13 protein-coding genes are annotated in these 13,758 nt (G+C 71.1%); 4 read left to right on the plus strand and 9 right to left on the minus strand.

The features are described 5' to 3' along the window. Positions 1-75: 75 nt before the first annotated feature. From WME95_RS44415 to WME95_RS44440, 6 genes are all read right to left on the minus strand, one after another. Complete coding sequence (locus WME95_RS44415) at positions 76-1,167, minus strand: isocitrate/isopropylmalate dehydrogenase family protein (RefSeq protein ID WP_437905241.1); 1,092 nt, start codon at positions 1,165-1,167, stop codon at positions 76-78. A 16-nt stretch (positions 1,168-1,183) separates the two neighbouring features. Next, entirely contained in the window at positions 1,184-2,296 is a 1,113-nt protein-coding gene (ald, locus tag WME95_RS44420) for an alanine dehydrogenase (protein ID WP_437905242.1), read from the minus strand. A gap of 156 nt (positions 2,297-2,452) precedes the next feature. Beyond that, complete coding sequence (locus tag WME95_RS44425) at positions 2,453-4,087, minus strand: DUF4388 domain-containing protein (protein ID WP_437905243.1); 1,635 nt, start codon at positions 4,085-4,087, stop codon at positions 2,453-2,455. A gap of 37 nt (positions 4,088-4,124) precedes the next feature. Beyond that, on the minus strand, positions 4,125-6,011 hold the full coding sequence (locus tag WME95_RS44430; RefSeq protein WP_437905244.1) for a diguanylate cyclase domain-containing protein: 1,887 nt from the start codon (positions 6,009-6,011) through the stop codon (positions 4,125-4,127). Further along, the gene (gene dapF, locus WME95_RS44435; RefSeq protein ID WP_437905245.1) at positions 6,008-6,805 is read right to left on the minus strand and encodes a diaminopimelate epimerase; all 798 of its coding nucleotides are present in this window, start codon (positions 6,803-6,805) and stop codon (positions 6,008-6,010) included. The genes WME95_RS44430 and dapF overlap by 4 nt, the downstream gene beginning before the upstream one ends. Continuing rightward, positions 6,802-7,140 carry a DUF167 domain-containing protein gene (locus WME95_RS44440; RefSeq protein WP_437546856.1) on the minus strand — a complete coding sequence of 113 codons (339 nt, stop codon included), beginning with the start codon at positions 7,138-7,140 and terminating at the stop codon, positions 6,802-6,804. The genes dapF and WME95_RS44440 overlap by 4 nt, the downstream gene beginning before the upstream one ends. A gap of 259 nt (positions 7,141-7,399) precedes the next feature. On the opposite strand from WME95_RS44440, the gene WME95_RS44445 reads away from it, so the two are divergent. Next, a complete protein-coding gene (locus WME95_RS44445) occupies positions 7,400-8,155 on the plus strand; it encodes a hypothetical protein (RefSeq protein ID WP_437905246.1) in 756 nt (251 codons plus the stop codon). A gap of 33 nt (positions 8,156-8,188) precedes the next feature. Here the strand turns inward: WME95_RS44445 and WME95_RS44450 are convergent, their stop codons facing one another. Beyond that, positions 8,189-8,803, minus strand: a complete 615-nt coding sequence (locus WME95_RS44450; RefSeq protein WP_437905247.1) for a hypothetical protein — start codon at positions 8,801-8,803, stop codon at positions 8,189-8,191. 187 nt (positions 8,804-8,990) lie between these two features. On the opposite strand from WME95_RS44450, the gene zapA reads away from it, so the two are divergent. From zapA to bioD, 3 genes are all read left to right on the plus strand, one after another. Continuing rightward, entirely contained in the window at positions 8,991-9,320 is a 330-nt protein-coding gene (gene zapA, locus WME95_RS44455; RefSeq protein ID WP_012240768.1) for a cell division protein ZapA, read from the plus strand. 73 nt (positions 9,321-9,393) lie between these two features. Further along, complete coding sequence (locus WME95_RS44460; RefSeq protein WP_437905248.1) at positions 9,394-10,548, plus strand: aminotransferase class I/II-fold pyridoxal phosphate-dependent enzyme; 1,155 nt, start codon at positions 9,394-9,396, stop codon at positions 10,546-10,548. Then, on the plus strand, positions 10,545-11,243 hold the full coding sequence (gene bioD / locus WME95_RS44465) for a dethiobiotin synthase (RefSeq protein WP_437905249.1): 699 nt from the start codon (positions 10,545-10,547) through the stop codon (positions 11,241-11,243). The genes WME95_RS44460 and bioD overlap by 4 nt, the downstream gene beginning before the upstream one ends. A 148-nt stretch (positions 11,244-11,391) precedes the next feature. On the opposite strand, the gene WME95_RS44470 is transcribed toward bioD, so the two are convergent. Both WME95_RS44470 and WME95_RS44475 read right to left on the minus strand, forming a co-directional pair. Continuing rightward, positions 11,392-12,039: an ATP-binding cassette domain-containing protein gene (locus WME95_RS44470; RefSeq protein ID WP_437905250.1), complete on the minus strand. Its 648-nt coding sequence runs from the start codon at positions 12,037-12,039 to the stop codon at positions 11,392-11,394. A gap of 33 nt (positions 12,040-12,072) precedes the next feature. Then, positions 12,073-13,629 carry a protein kinase domain-containing protein gene (locus WME95_RS44475; protein ID WP_437905251.1) on the minus strand — a complete coding sequence of 519 codons (1,557 nt, stop codon included), beginning with the start codon at positions 13,627-13,629 and terminating at the stop codon, positions 12,073-12,075. Positions 13,630-13,758 lie beyond the last annotated feature (129 nt).

Here is a 13,758-nt window from a genome sequence, read left to right on the forward strand (position 1 = left end):
GGACACCCGAACTTCTCGGCGATCGCGCCCCCGCGCCCGTGGCCCCCGGCCGCGCGCCGGCGCCCCCGGGTCACCTCACGGCGGCCCCAGCTCGGCGGCGATCTGCTCCCGGACCCATGCGCCGGCGGCGCGCGTGCCGAGCGTGCCGCCCACATCGACCGTGCACCTCCCCTCGTCGAGCGCCTGGGAGACCCAGCGCTCGATGCGGCGCTCTTCCTCGGGCCACCCGAGGTGAGCGAGCAGCAGCCCCGCGGTGAGCATCGCCGCGAACGGGTTCGCGATGTCCTTGCCGGCGAGCGGCGGCGCCGACCCGTGCACCGGCTCGAACAGCGCGACCCGCGCCGGATCGGACGCGTGCACGTTCGCGCTCGCCGCCATGCCGAGCCCCCCCTGCAGCGCCGCGCCGAGATCGGTCACGATGTCGCCGAACAGGTTGTTCGTCACGATCACCTGGAATTGCGCGGGATCCTGGATGACGTACAGGCAGAGGGCGTCCACGTAGACGTGGTTCGACTGGATCTCCGGATACTGGGCGCGCACCTCGTGGAAGACGCGCAGCCAGAGCTCGTGCGCGTGCCGCATCGCGTTCGACTTGTCCGCCATCGTGACCCGCGTCCGACCGTTCACGCGCGCGTAGTCGAACGCCGCGCGGATGATCCGCTCGACGCCCTTCCTCGTATTTACGTCCTCATTGATCGCGACCTCGTCGGGGGTGCCGCGTTTGAACTGCCCGCCCATCCCGACGTAGATCCCCTCGGTGTTCTCGCGGAACACCACGAAGTCGATGTCCTTCGCCGTGCGGCCTTTGAGCGGCACCAGCCGGTCCGACAGCGCGCGGACGGGCCTCACATTGGCGTAGAGGTCGTAGCCGAAGCGCATGCCGAAGAGGATGTCGCGCGCGTGCTCCAGGTTGGGTACGCGGGGATCACCCAGGGCGCCGAGCAGCACCGCCGAGCACTCGCGCTGGATGGCGATCTGGATCTGGTTCGGGAAGGTCGTCCCGTCGCGCAGGTACCGGTCGGCGCCGAGATCGAGCTCCCAGAGGTCGATCGGCAGCCCTGCTCGCTCCTGATAGAGCTCGAGCAGGAGCTTCGCCTCGGCGATGACGGACGGGCCGATGCCGTCACCGCCGATGATCGCGATTTTCTTCTTCTTTTTGGCTGTCACGAGGTCGCGCTCCCGGTCAGCCGAGCGCGCGTTCGACCGGCACGTACTCCAGCCGGTGGGCCGCCGCGACGGGGCCGTACGTCACGTGGCCGCCGTGGGTATTGATGCCGAGGGCGACGGACCTGTCGGCCTTGGCCGCGGCGACGATGCCCTGGTTGGCGATCGCCACCGCGTAGCCGATCGTCGTGTTCGTGAGCGCCCAGGTGCTCGTGTGCGAGACCGCGCCCGGCATGTTGGTGACGCAGTAGTGGACGACCCCGTGCACCTCGTAGGTCGGGTTGTCGTGGGTCGTCGGGCGGCACGTCGCGATGCACCCGCCCTGATCCACGGCGACGTCGACGACGACCGTCCCTCTCTCCATGCGGCGGATGTGCTCCTCGGTCACGAGCTGGGGCGCCTTGGCGCCGGGCACGAGCACCGCGCCGACCACGAGATCGGCGCGCTCGCACATCATCTCGATGTTCTCCGCGTTGGAGTAGAGCGTCTCGATCGCGCCCCCGAACACGTCTTCGAGGTAGCTCATCGTCTCGGCACGGACGTCGAGCACGGTGACCTGCGCCCCCATCCCGACCGCGATGGTCGCAGCGTTCCGGCCGACCACGCCGCCGCCGAGGATCGCCACGCGGCCGCGCCGCGTCCCCGGCACGCCGCCGAGGAGCACGCCCTTGCCGCCCCGCTCTTTCTCCAGGCACGAGGCGCCGACCTGAACGGCCATCCTGCCGGCCACCTCGCTCATGGGCCGCAGCAGCGGCAGCGAGCCGTCCTCGTGCTGGATGGTCTCGTACGCGACGCCGGTCACGCCTCGCCTGGCGAGCTCCCGGGTGAGATCCGGCTCGGCGGCCAGGTGCAGGTAGGTATAGAGGACGAGACCCTGGCGAAAGTGGCCGTACTCGGCGGGGAGCGGCTCCTTCACCTTCACGACCATGTCGGCGCTCCACGCTTCCGCTGCCGATCTCGCGATGAGGGCGCCCGCGCGTCCGTAGGCTTCGTCGGAGATCCCGCTGCCTTCGCCGGCGCCGGACTCCACGAGGACCTTGTGCCCGTGCCCGACCAGGGCCCGGACTCCCGCGGGCGTCATGCCGACGCGGTACTCACGTGTCTTGATCTCCTTGGGGACTCCGATAAGCACGATCGCGCTCCTCTCCTCGCCGAACTGCTGAAGCGAGGCGTGTGCGACGATAGCAGAAACCTGCCCTCGCAACGCCGCGAGCCACCGAGTCAAACGCCGGTTTCCGAGGCGAGAAACCCGGAAGATCCGTTCTGAAGCTACGTTTTCGTCGGCCGGTCACACGCCCGCGGCGGCCTCGAGCGCGGCGCGGACGAGCAGTGTGATCTGTCCTGGCGAGGCGAGATCGAGCGGCCCCATCATGGCCTCTGCGTCGAGCAGCAGGAGCTCCAGGGCCTCGCAGTGCGCCGCCAGCGCGTCCTCACCGCCGTCACCGAGCCGGACGACCGCGGCCGCGCCGTGCAGGGCGAGCGGCCAGGCTGGCGCGAAGCTCTCCTCGATGGGGAGGCCGACCAGCGCGAGCTCGACGCCGTCGCCCAGCCGGATGACGCCGAGCGGCCTCGGGATCGCCGCCTGCGGCGGAGGCTCGGCGGGGACGATGGCGTCTCCGATGCGGCGCACCGCATGAGAGAGCGTCGCCATGCGGCGCGTGCTCGCGGCGATGACGAGGTGGGGCGGCGGGGCGAAGCCGGGCCGGGCCAGGCGGGTCACCAGGGATCGGAGGACCGGCAGGTGCTCCGACGGCGCGAACGGCGTCGTGAGATCGGCGAGCGAGATGCGGCGGATCTTCCCGGAGGCCGTGAGCTCCATCAGGACCTCGAGGATCAGGAGATCCGGCCCGCTGATCTCGTCGAGCAGCTCGTCGAGGTTGTGCGGCATCTGGAGCAGCGCCGCCAGCTTCTCGGCCACGGCCGCGCGCTCCGCCGGCTCTCCGAGGGGCGCCGGCGGTGACGTCGTCGGGGTGCGCAGCGCCTCGAGCCTGAACGCGGCCGGCTCCGCGGCGCGGAGCGTGGGCGGCGGCGGCATCGACCCGCCGCGGTTGCCCTTCACGTCGCTGGCCGGCATCGGCGAGGCGGTGAAGTCGGGCAGCGAGGCCATGGCGCTCGCCAGGGGCGCGGCGCTCGCTCGGTCCGATGCGGCGCTGTCGCCGAAGGTCGCGTCGACGCTGAACGTCTCGTGGTCCGGGAGCGGGGACAGGTCGAGATCGTCGCTGGCGGGCTCGGTCACCAGGAAGGCCTCACCGGCCGGCGCCAGCTCGGAGCGCCGGCGCTGGACCTCGTCGACCTGGCGGAGCGCTTCCATCAGGAGACGCGAGGTCGGCGCCATGATGCGGCGCACGCTCGCCGGTTCGCCGGGTGAGAACGCGAAGTGTCCGTCCCGCTCGCCGAGCAGCCGGTAAAGCGCCTTCTCCCCTTCGAGGCGGCGGTAGACGGCATCGATCACCTCCCCTGCCAGGAGCCGCAGCTCCCCTGCCCCGGTCGGCGTCGTGATGCCGAGGGTGCCGCTCCGGCGGTTCATCGCGAGCAGCTGGAGCAGGTCGACGAGCGGGACCTGCTGGAGGTCTCCGCGGATCTCCTGCGGCACCGTCGGCTTGGAGCCGCGCGGCGACGCCTCGGTGATCCGCGAGACGATGTGATCGACGTCGCCCCGCAGGACCTCGTCGAAGCCCGGATCGCCCTCGGCGCCGTCGACGAGGAAGAGGATCGGCGTATCGGCGAGGTCGGGGACGGCGGCGAACGCGTCCGCGAGCGCGTTGTCCTCGTCGAGCGCCCTGGCGGCGAGCACGACGTCGGGCCGGCGCTTGAACGCCTGCTCCACGGCTTCGAACGCGCCGTTCGCGTTGGTCACGGTGAGACCACGCGCCCTGAGCGCCGACGCGAGCGCGCCGAGCGCGTCCACGTCCGAATCAACCAACAGCACCCTGCGAGACACTGGATCGGCGCCCTCCGAGTCAGCCGAAGACCCGCAGCCCGGCCGCGCGGCCGAGCCGCTCGGCGAGGAAGTCCGCGAGCAGCGGATCGGCGGCGTGGATACCCTTCACGAATCCCCCCTGATTGCGCCCTACCAGGGCATACGCGCCGTGCTCCGCGAGGACACAGAGCGCCTCGATGTCGTCGCACCCTGGCGAGGAGCGGAGGTCGACGGTGTGCACAACCACGTCGTCGCGCGGCGAGGCCAGCTGCGCCTTGACCTGCGCTCCCAGGCTCAGCCCGTCGTGGTGAGCGACCAGCAGGAACACGGCGCCTCCGCGGAGCGCGTTCCTGACGACCGACGTCGCGAGCAGGATCGTATCGGACACCGACAGATCGAGCGCGCGGGGCGCCGAGATCGCGGGAGCTCCGCCAGGCGCGGGGGGCTCCCGGACGAGGAGGCTGACGATCTCGCCGATGCTCCGCCGGTCCTGAGGGACGCGGTGGACGATCGAGGACTTGGTGGCGTCGGCGCGCCGCCGGGCGATGCGGAGCAGCTGAGCGAGGCTCTGGCCGTCATGGGGGAAGGTGGCGACCCCGACGAGCAGCCCCTTCGGCAGGTACCCGGCCCGCTTCTCGCTCTCGGCGACGTGGGAGAGCATCCGTCGATGGCAGGCGTGGGCCTCGAGCGCGGCCGTCTCGGGCATGAGCAGGTGGAACTCGTTCTCGTCGACGCGGGCCAGGATGTCGGTGTCGCGCACGGCGCGGAGCAGGTGCTCGACGACCTGACCCGGGTTGTGCGTGTTCGCAGGGGGCGCCGGCGTGGTCCTCCAGAAAGCGAGGTCGCCTGGGCGCTCCGGTGCGGCCGCTGCATCCGGCTCGATCACGATGGTCGCGATCGTGAACCGGCGGCCGTACCGCCTGGCCTTGTCGATCTCCCGGCCGGCGACGTCGACGTAGTAGGCGAACGAGTAGGCGCTCGACGCCGGATCCTTCATCGCGGCGCCGCCCGCCGAGCGTTCGCGTTCGCCGAGGAGGGCCAGCGCCGTCGTCGCCTGCGTGGCGAGCAGCTTGACGAGGCCGTCGAGGAGCGGGGCGCGCCGCGGGGTCGAGGCCGCGCTGTCCGGGCGCCTCACCGACGGGAACGCGGAGCTGCGGCCGGGCTCCTTCTGGAGAAGGAGATGCCCTGCGGCGAGCTTGCGGAGCGCCAGCGGGACGACGATGAGCTGCTCGCGCCGGGCGAAATCGAGGATGTCGGTCTCGGTCCCGTAGGCGGGCGCCCGGTCGAGCGGCCCCATCGCCGCGGAGCGGACCAGCTCGCTGGAGCGCTCTCCGGCGGCCAGGTAGACGGCGGCTGCCGCCGCGCCCGTCGCCTCGACGAACACCTCGGCGAGCTGCTGAGCCGCCGCGTTGCGGTCGCGCGCATCGGCGAGCTCGGCCACGCGGGCGATCCACCCGGCAGCGCGCGCGCTGCGCGCGGCTTCCTGCTCGAGCTGCATCCGGAGAGCCCGCTCGGCGAAGCGCAGGCGCACCGAGCCGACGGCGTTCAGCACCTCGTCCCCGCCGAGCGGCAGCAGGAAGAGCCCGGCGCCGCCGAGCGCGACCGCATGGGCGCCCGCCTCGAGCTCCGCCCTCGTCGCCAGCGCGAAGACGGTGGCCTCGGACGCGAGGGCCTTCAGGTGGTGGACCATGGCGAGGCCGGCCCCCTCCCCGAGCCCGACATCGATGAAGGCGACGTCGGGCGCGGCGGTCTCGGCGAGGACGATCCCCTCGGCGAGATCGCCGGCGAGCATCAGCTCATCGGACGTGATGACCCGCGAGAACAGCGTGCGGGTCGCCTCGTCGGCGATGACGGCGAGCACCTTGAGCGAGAACTCGTGGGCCGGCGCCCGGCCAGGACTCCAGACCCCCTCGAGTGAGGCGGTCACGCGATCACCACCTCGCCCGAGAACGCCCGGCGCGCCGGGCCTTGCATGAGCAGCTCCAGGGATCCGGGGGCGACGGTGATGCGCAGCGAGCCGCCCGGCAGCGCCACGCGGAGAGGCGCCCCGTACGGCGCGCGGCCCTGCGCGCACGCCGCGGCCGCCACGGCGCAGGCGCCCGTGCCGCACGCCAGCGTGCGGCCCACCCCGCGCTCCCAGACGGTCACGTCGATGCGCGCGGCCTCGCCGTGGTCGGCCGGTCGAACGCGGCAGAACTCGACGTTGATGCCCTCGACCGGCGTTGTCGCGACGATCGGCCCGAGCTCATCGATCGCATCCTCCGTGTAGGGATCGAACGTCACCGCGTGCGGGTTGCCGACGTCCACGCAGGCGAACCGGTGCTCCGCGCCGAGCGCTGTGACGACGAGCGTCTCGCCCATGCGGGCCCGGCCCATGCCGACGAGCACGTCGAAGCGATCGCCCGCCCGTGTGACCTCGCACCGCTTGTCGCCGGCGTCGGTCGCGATGGTGAGCGCCTTCTGGGGGGTCCCGCGGGAGACGAGGTAGGCCGCGACGCAGCGGATCCCGTTGCCGCACATCTCGGGGCGGCTCCCGTCGGCGTTCCAGACCTGCATGCGCGGCTGCTCGCGCTCGATCACGAGCACGCCGTCGGCGCCGATGCCGAACCGCCTGTCGCAGAGGCGCCGCGCCGCCTCGGCGGTCATCGGGACCGCCTCGACCAGGATGAAGTCGTTGCCAAGACCTTCCCACTTCTCGAACCGGACGACGTTTTCCTTCATCGCTTCGCCCCGGCGAGCCGCTTTCGCGCCTCGGCTTCCTTGAGCCCGCGGACGGCGACGACCTTGCTCCTGCCGCTCGCGCCGAGGGCGATCTGGACATCGCTCTGGCGCACGTCGAGCGCGCGCGAGAGCAGCTTGACGAGCTCCGCGTTGGCGGCGCCCTCCACGGGCGGCGCGGTCAACGACACGTCGAGCGCGCCCTCGCGCACCCCGACGATGGCCGAGCGCGACGACTTCGGGCGCACCTGGACCGAGATGCGGACGCCTTCGGCGCGCTCGGTGATCGCGAGGCGACTCCACTCGCCGACGGCGCCGCTCTCCTCGGGTTTGCTCATCTGGCCGGCGGCATCGTAGCGTATCTGGAGCTCACGCGTGGTTCCCGCGAGGCGCGGTGATGTCGCTCTTCGGACGGCGACGGCCATCGCGAATTTGCCGGTCGGCGGCCTGACCCGCTACTCTTTTCGCCCCGGCCGTGGGTCGGCTCGCGCAGTACGATCCGGCAGGTCGACTTGCATCAGCGGCGCTCGTTGTTCGCTGCTGATGTTCATTTCCGCGGTGGAGGCGTTGGACATGACTGATGAAGGAGAAGGGTCCGTGAACGCAACGCCCAGCCTCGCGAGGAGGTTGTGCGCGCTCGCGCTGCTCGCGACGTCGGGTGGCCTGCTCGGGTCTGCATGCGCCGACAACGAGAGCAGCCTGTTCATCCGCATGCGGATGGCAGAGACGGGGGACTGCACCGTGAGCTGCGGTCCCAGTGAACCGTTCTGGACCGAGGACGCGGTGGACTCGGCCTATGTGGGCAGCCACAGCGCGATGCTCCTGGTGGGCAACCAGATCGTGGAGCGCGGCGACCCCGACGTCCTCCGGACGGAGACGTCCCGCGTCCAGCTCTACGAGGCCGAGGTCCGTGTCGCTGACATCGAGGGCAATGACGTGACGCCGGGCTACGTCGTTCCGATCACCGGCACGGTCGACCCGGGCTCGTCCGGCGACCCCGGCTACAACTGCACCGAGGTCCTCCTGCTCGACGGCGCCACGATGGAAACCTTGCGCAGGCAGGCCGCGCAGCAACGGCTCGATATCCAGGTGTGGGCGACGGTGGTGCTGCGCGGCAGGACGCTGGGCGGCCAGGAGGTCGAGACAACGGAGTGGACCTACCCCATCAGGGTCTGCTTCGCCTGCAGCCGGTGCGTCGACACGTCTCCGCCGGACTGCTGCTACAGCTCCGCGAACGAGGAGTGCGAGGACGCCAAGGAGCTCGAGGGCGCCTGCCCTGGCGCCCGGGGCCCTCAGGACTGTCGTGACCTCGGTCAGCCCTGCGCCGATCACATCGCAAGCTTCGGCCTGTAGAGCGCTCCCCGCAGGCCCCGGCCCGAGCCCCTGTCACCGCGCCGGTCCGGCGCGGGGCACCGGGGCTGCTTCGGGCGACGGCCCTTTCGCAGCCTCGAAGAGGTAGACGAACGGAAGGGCGAGCAGCGCGAGATCGAGCTGCGCCGCGAGGACGACCGCGGTCTCCTTCGAGCCGCCGAGCCCGAACCGCCCCTGGGCGAGCAGCCCGGTGCTCATCCCGTAGCGCGAGTGGAAGTTGTAGCTGCGTCCGCCCCAGAAGATGGCGGCGGCGATCCCTGGCTCCACGCCGCGAGCGTCATCGCTCCACCGGCCGTAGGCGCCGGTGGAGAGGACCAGGGGGAACGAGTCGTGGATGGGCGCGAGCACGGAGACGCCCGCGCCGGTCTGGATTTCGTCGAACGCGTGGGTGAGCACCTCGGCGTAGGGACCGACGCCGAAGTCGTCGTTGGCAGCGCGGCCGAACAGGACGTCCCCGCGCAGCCCGAGGTGGAAGACCGTGGAGTCCCACAGCTGCCGGTCGAGGCCGACGCCGACAAGGCCAACGGTGACGCCGGCGCTCGCCTGGGGCTCGGCACGGGCTGCGCCGTGGAGGAGAACGACTCCGAGGAGCGTGGCAACCAAGGCAGCTGGGCGGCCCGCGGTGGCCATGATGGAGCGATGCTACAGGGCGCTGGCGGGGAGCGCGCCTGAATTCTGCTGCACGGAGCCCCGCCCTGCGTGAGGCTCTCCGGAGTTCGTCTTCGGTGCGTCGCGTCCGTCGCCGGTGAGTCCCTCCGTTCGCACCGCGCAGCCCGCCCTGCGCGCCTGCTAGCGTTCATGGTAGCGTCCGGGGGCAATGGCGCGACGCACAGTGCAGCTACGGGTAGGAGGTCAGACCTACCGCGTGGTGACGTCCGCGAGCGACGAAGAGCTCCAGCGGCTCGCCGCGGTCGTCGATCAAAAGCTCGCTACCGTTGTGCCCGCCGGCCGCGCCGTGACCCCCCAGGCCATGTTGCTCGCCGCCATCGCGCTCGCGCACGATCTCGAGCAGGAGCGGACCCGGGCGTCGGTCATCGCGGGGCGCGCGCGGGACGCATTTGGCCGTATTCTGCAGCGGGTCGACGCGGTCCTCGGCGCCGGTCCCGAGTCGCCCTCGTCCAGCGGAGCGAACGACAGCACGCGCTGAGCTGGAGTGCCCGTACCTGGCGGGGTCCCGCTGAGCGGCCCTGCCGCTGACTGGAGATGGCATGCCTGCACCCATGGATGAAGCTTTCCAGGCCCTCGACCCCACGCCTGGAGGCGTGAACGCCCTTCGCCATCTTCAGGACGAGCTCTCCGAGATGGAGCGCGCCGGCTTGCTGCGCACACCCCCTGCTGCCCCGGCTTCCGACCGGCTGCTGGTCCTGTGCTCCAACGACTACCTCGGCTACGCCGGGCTCGCCTTGCCTTCCGAGGTCGGGACCGCGAGCGGTGCGGGGGCGTCCCGGCTGGTGAGCGGGACCCACGAGGCCCACCTGTTGGCTGAGAGGGAGATCGCCGCATGGCTGAGCGTGGAAGCGACGCTGCTGTTCTCCTCGGGGTATGCGGCGAACGTCGGCACCGTCGCTGCGCTGGCCAGGCCGGGGGATGTCGTCGTGTCGGACGCGCTGAACCACGCGTCGCTTATCGACGGATGTCGTCTCTCGGGGGCGACGGTCGAGGTGGTGGGCCATGTCGACCTGGAAGCGGTGGAGAGCGCCCTCGAGCGGGCCAGGGGCGCGCGCCGCCGGTGGGTGGTGACCGAATCGCTCTTCAGCATGGATGGCGACACCCCCGACCTCCGCCGCCTCCGTGAGCTCTGCGATCGTCACGACGCCGCGTTGATCGTGGACGAGGCGCACGCCCTCGGTGTCTTCGGACCGCGCGGAGCTGGCCTCTGCGCCGAGGCCGGGGTGCGCCCCGACGTGCTCATCGGCACGCTCGGCAAGTCGCTCGGGCTCCACGGCGCCTTCGTCGCGGGCTCCTCGACGTTGCGAACCTACCTGTGGAACCGCGCCAGGAGCTTCGTTTACTCGACCGGCATCAGCCCCGTGGTGGCGCTCGCTGCGGTGGAGCGGGTCCACCGCGCCGCCGCGGACGACCCGGCTCGGGCGCGCCTGGCGATGATCACCCGCCGGCTTCGCTCCGGTCTGCTGGCGCTGGGAGCCGAGCTGCTTGCTGATTCCTCGGGGCCGATCCTCCCCTGGCTTCTGAAGTCGCCGGGGGCCGCGGTGGAGATGTCTCGGCGCCTGGCGAGCGAGGGCGTCCTTGTCCAAGCGATCCGGCCGCCGACGGTGCCGGCGGGCACGTCGCGGCTCCGCATCGTGGCGAACGCGTCGCTCTCCGAGTCGGACGTGGAGCGTGCGCTCGCAGGGTTCCGGGAGGCGATGCGATGAGGGGACATCCTGTTTCACGTGAAACAGGACGGATCCGGGTCGCCGTGGTCGGAACCGGGACCGGGGTGGGCAAGACGCACGTGTCGGTCGCGCTGGTCGCAGCGCTGGCGGCGCGCGGCGACAAGGTCTGCGGATTGAAGCCCATCGAATCGGGCATCGACGGCACCTCGACGACCGACGCTGAACAGCTGGCGCTCGTCAGCTCGGTCCAGCCCGAGCCAGCACCCTACCGCTTCGCTGAACCGATCTCCCCTCATCTGGCAGCGCGCCGTTGCGGACGCACCATCTCGCTGGACGTCGCCACCACGTGGGTCGACAGGCACTCCGCTCCCCTCGCGATCGTGGAGAGCGCCGGCGCGCTCCTCTCACCGCTCGGACCGGAACTGACGAACGCAGACCTCGTGCGCGCACTCTCGCCCGATGCCGTCGTCTTGGTCGGCCTCGATCGGCTGGGCATCCTTCACGAGGTCGCTTGCTGCATGCTCGCCCTCCGTGCGCTCGCCCCTGGTCTTCCGCCAGCCGTGATCGTGCTGAACCCGCCGACAGTGCCCGATGCATCCACCGGCACGAACGCGGAGGAGCTCGCCGCGCTCGGCATTGCGTCCGGCGCCGTCGTGATGCCACGCGCCGCTCCAACAGCGCCGGCATCGCTCGCCGCGGCGCAGGTCGCCCTGGCGCGTCTCGCGCTGTCGTAGCGAGACATCGTCACGTGCAAGGGGGTGAGCAGCCCCGAGGTCGTGAGAAATCAAGCCGAGCTACCGGACCCGAGTACCCGGTTCTGAGCTCCGGTCCGAGGCCCCACTCGGCGGGTTCGCGGGATTTCCGAAGGACCGGTCCGCCTCGTCAGGACGCGCCGGTGACGACGCGACCCCGCTCCAGCACGAGACGGGCGGCCGCCCGCTCCCGGAAGACCTCCGGCTCGTGGGACACCACGACCACCGCGGCGCCCCGCGCCACCTCCGCATCCACGACCGCGAGCAGCCGCGCCACCCCTGCGCGGTCGAGGCCCGTGGTCGGCTCATCCAGCAGCACCAGCGAAGGCTGGTGCACCAGGGCTCTCGCGAGCGCGATTCGTTGTCGCTGGCCGCGCGAACACGTGCGGAGCGGCCTTAGCGCAAAGCTCCCGAGCTCGAAGCGCTCCTCCGCATGACGCCACGCCTCGTGCGCGTCCAGCCCGTGGAAGCCGGCCGCCAGCTCGACGTTCTGCCGACCGGAGAGGTCCGGGTACGCCAGCGACTCGTGGGACAGCCAGCCGATGGTCCCGCGCGCCGTCCCGACGTCGTCGCCGAGCGGCTCGTAGTCCACCGCGCCCGACGTGGGACGGATCACGGTCCCGAGGATCCCGAGCAGCGTCGACTTGCCCGACCCGTTCGCCCCCTCGATGAGCGTCAATCGCGCTGCCTCGATCGTCGCGTTCACCCCACGCAACGCCGCCGTCGCTCCGTAGGTCTTCACGACGCCACGGGCCACCACGCGCTCGATCGTCCTCACCGCGCTCACCTCGCTCCTGCGCTCGCGTTCCCGTCAGCTCTTGTCGCCGCCTCGAGCGCGACCTTCGCCCTGAACGACGGTGGTGATGTCCTCCGGGAACGCTGGCGGATCAACGACGGTCGCCTCGGAATCGTCGGAGAGCTCCCCTTCCGCTTCGAGCGGGCTCAACGACGGAATCGTCGGTCGGTCTTCCGACTCATCGTCTCGAGACTGCCCGTCATTCGTCTCCGCGACCGGCTCGCTCGGTCTGTGCACAGCGCCGCCGCAGGAGTGGTCGTCGACGACCTTCTGAACGGCGACGCGCTCCAGCCGGCGCTTCTGTGACACCGGCACCTGGTTCTTGAACCGCCGCAGCCCTTCCAGGAACTCCCGCGCGCTCTGGAATCGTTCATCCCGCGCCTTCGCCAGAGCGCGATCCACGAGGCGCGAGAGACCGGGCGGAATCGTCGGATCGAGCTCAGTCACCGGCCGGTGCCACAGCGTGAGGATCTGGACGAGCAACGCATTGTAGTTGCGGGCCACGAACGGGCGCTGGCCCGTCAGCGCCTCGTACAGGATGACGCCCGCAGCCCACAGATCGAGCCGGCGGTCAAGCTCCACGTCCCCCCGTGCCTGCTCGGGCGCCATGTAATACGGCGTGCCCATCACCATGCCGGTGCGGGTCAGATCCGTCATCACCCCAGCCATGCCTGAGGCCTGGGAGATGCCGAAATCGAGCAGCTTGGCCACCGGCAACATGCCGGCGCGCTCCGAGAGGAAGATGTTCTCCGGCTTCAGATCCCGGTGGACGATCCCGCGATCATGTGCCGTCACCAGCGCCGAGAGCACTTGGAGCATGATGTCGACGAGCTCGTTCGGCGGAACGACACCACAGCGCTCGATCCGCTGCGCCAGCGTCTCCCCGTGGAGACGTTCCATCACGAGGTAGGGACTGCCGTCAGGGAGCCACCCCATATCGTACACTTCACAGATGTTGGGATGACCGATCCGCCCGGCGACCCGCGCCTCGTGCTCCAGCCTCGAGATGGCCTCGCGCTTCTGGGTTTCCCGCGGATGCATCACCTTGACAGCGACCAGCCGCCCGATCTGGAGGTGCTCCGCCTCGTACACCGCGCCCATGCCACCCTCCCCGATGATGGCGGTGACCGCGTACTTGTCGCCTATCACGTGGCCGAGCAGCGAACGCCCGGAAGAGGTCCGGCTCACGCCGCGGCCCCCGGGCCATGCCGGCGTCCGCGAGCCCGCCACGGCAGACGACGGAGCGCGTGACGCGAAAGCCCGCTGCTCCGCACCTGGCGCCAGCGCCCCGCGCACCGGTGAGCTCGGCGCCACGCCCGCCGGCCACCTCAGCAACGGCGGCGCCACCCTCGACGAAGGATTCGCCGATGGCCGGTGGATCGGCTGCGACGGAGCCACGCCAGCGCGAGCGCCCGCGCGGGAGGGCGGCGGATCGGCCGGAGCGACGACCAGCCCGGTCGCCGGACACACGACCACCGCGAGATCGTGGTGGCTACCGCAGTGGATGCACCGCACCGAACTCAAGTCCGTACAATTTGAAATACTCCATCCAGGTGCTGCTCGAAACTGCACAGCGCATCGGGGTAGAGCACGCAGCAACGCTCGGTTCCACATCACCCCGCACGCCCCCTGGGGGATCCTTGGGGATAACCCCGCCGGCAACCCTGGGGGCAAAACGGGGGAGATCGGCCATCCGCCAGC

The sequence above is a fragment of the Sorangium sp. So ce327 genome, assembly GCF_051530205.1.
Lineage (GTDB): Bacteria > Myxococcota_A > Polyangia > Polyangiales > Polyangiaceae > Sorangium > Sorangium cellulosum_B.

Bases quoted from the DNA above. Each gene is read 5' to 3' on its own strand.
- dapF (WP_437905245.1), bottom strand. From the start codon at position 6,805: ATGAAGGAAAACGTCGTCCGGTTCGAGAAGTGGGAAGGTCTTGGCAAC.
- WME95_RS44440 (WP_437546856.1), bottom strand. From the start codon at position 7,140: ATGAGCAAACCCGAGGAGAGCGGCGCCGTCGGCGAGTGGAGTCGCCTC.
- WME95_RS44450 (WP_437905247.1), bottom strand. From the start codon at position 8,803: ATGGCCACCGCGGGCCGCCCAGCTGCCTTGGTTGCCACGCTCCTCGGA.
- zapA (WP_012240768.1), top strand. From the start codon at position 8,991: ATGGCGCGACGCACAGTGCAGCTACGGGTAGGAGGTCAGACCTACCGC.
- WME95_RS44460 (WP_437905248.1), top strand. From the start codon at position 9,394: ATGGATGAAGCTTTCCAGGCCCTCGACCCCACGCCTGGAGGCGTGAAC.
- bioD (WP_437905249.1), top strand. From the start codon at position 10,545: ATGAGGGGACATCCTGTTTCACGTGAAACAGGACGGATCCGGGTCGCC.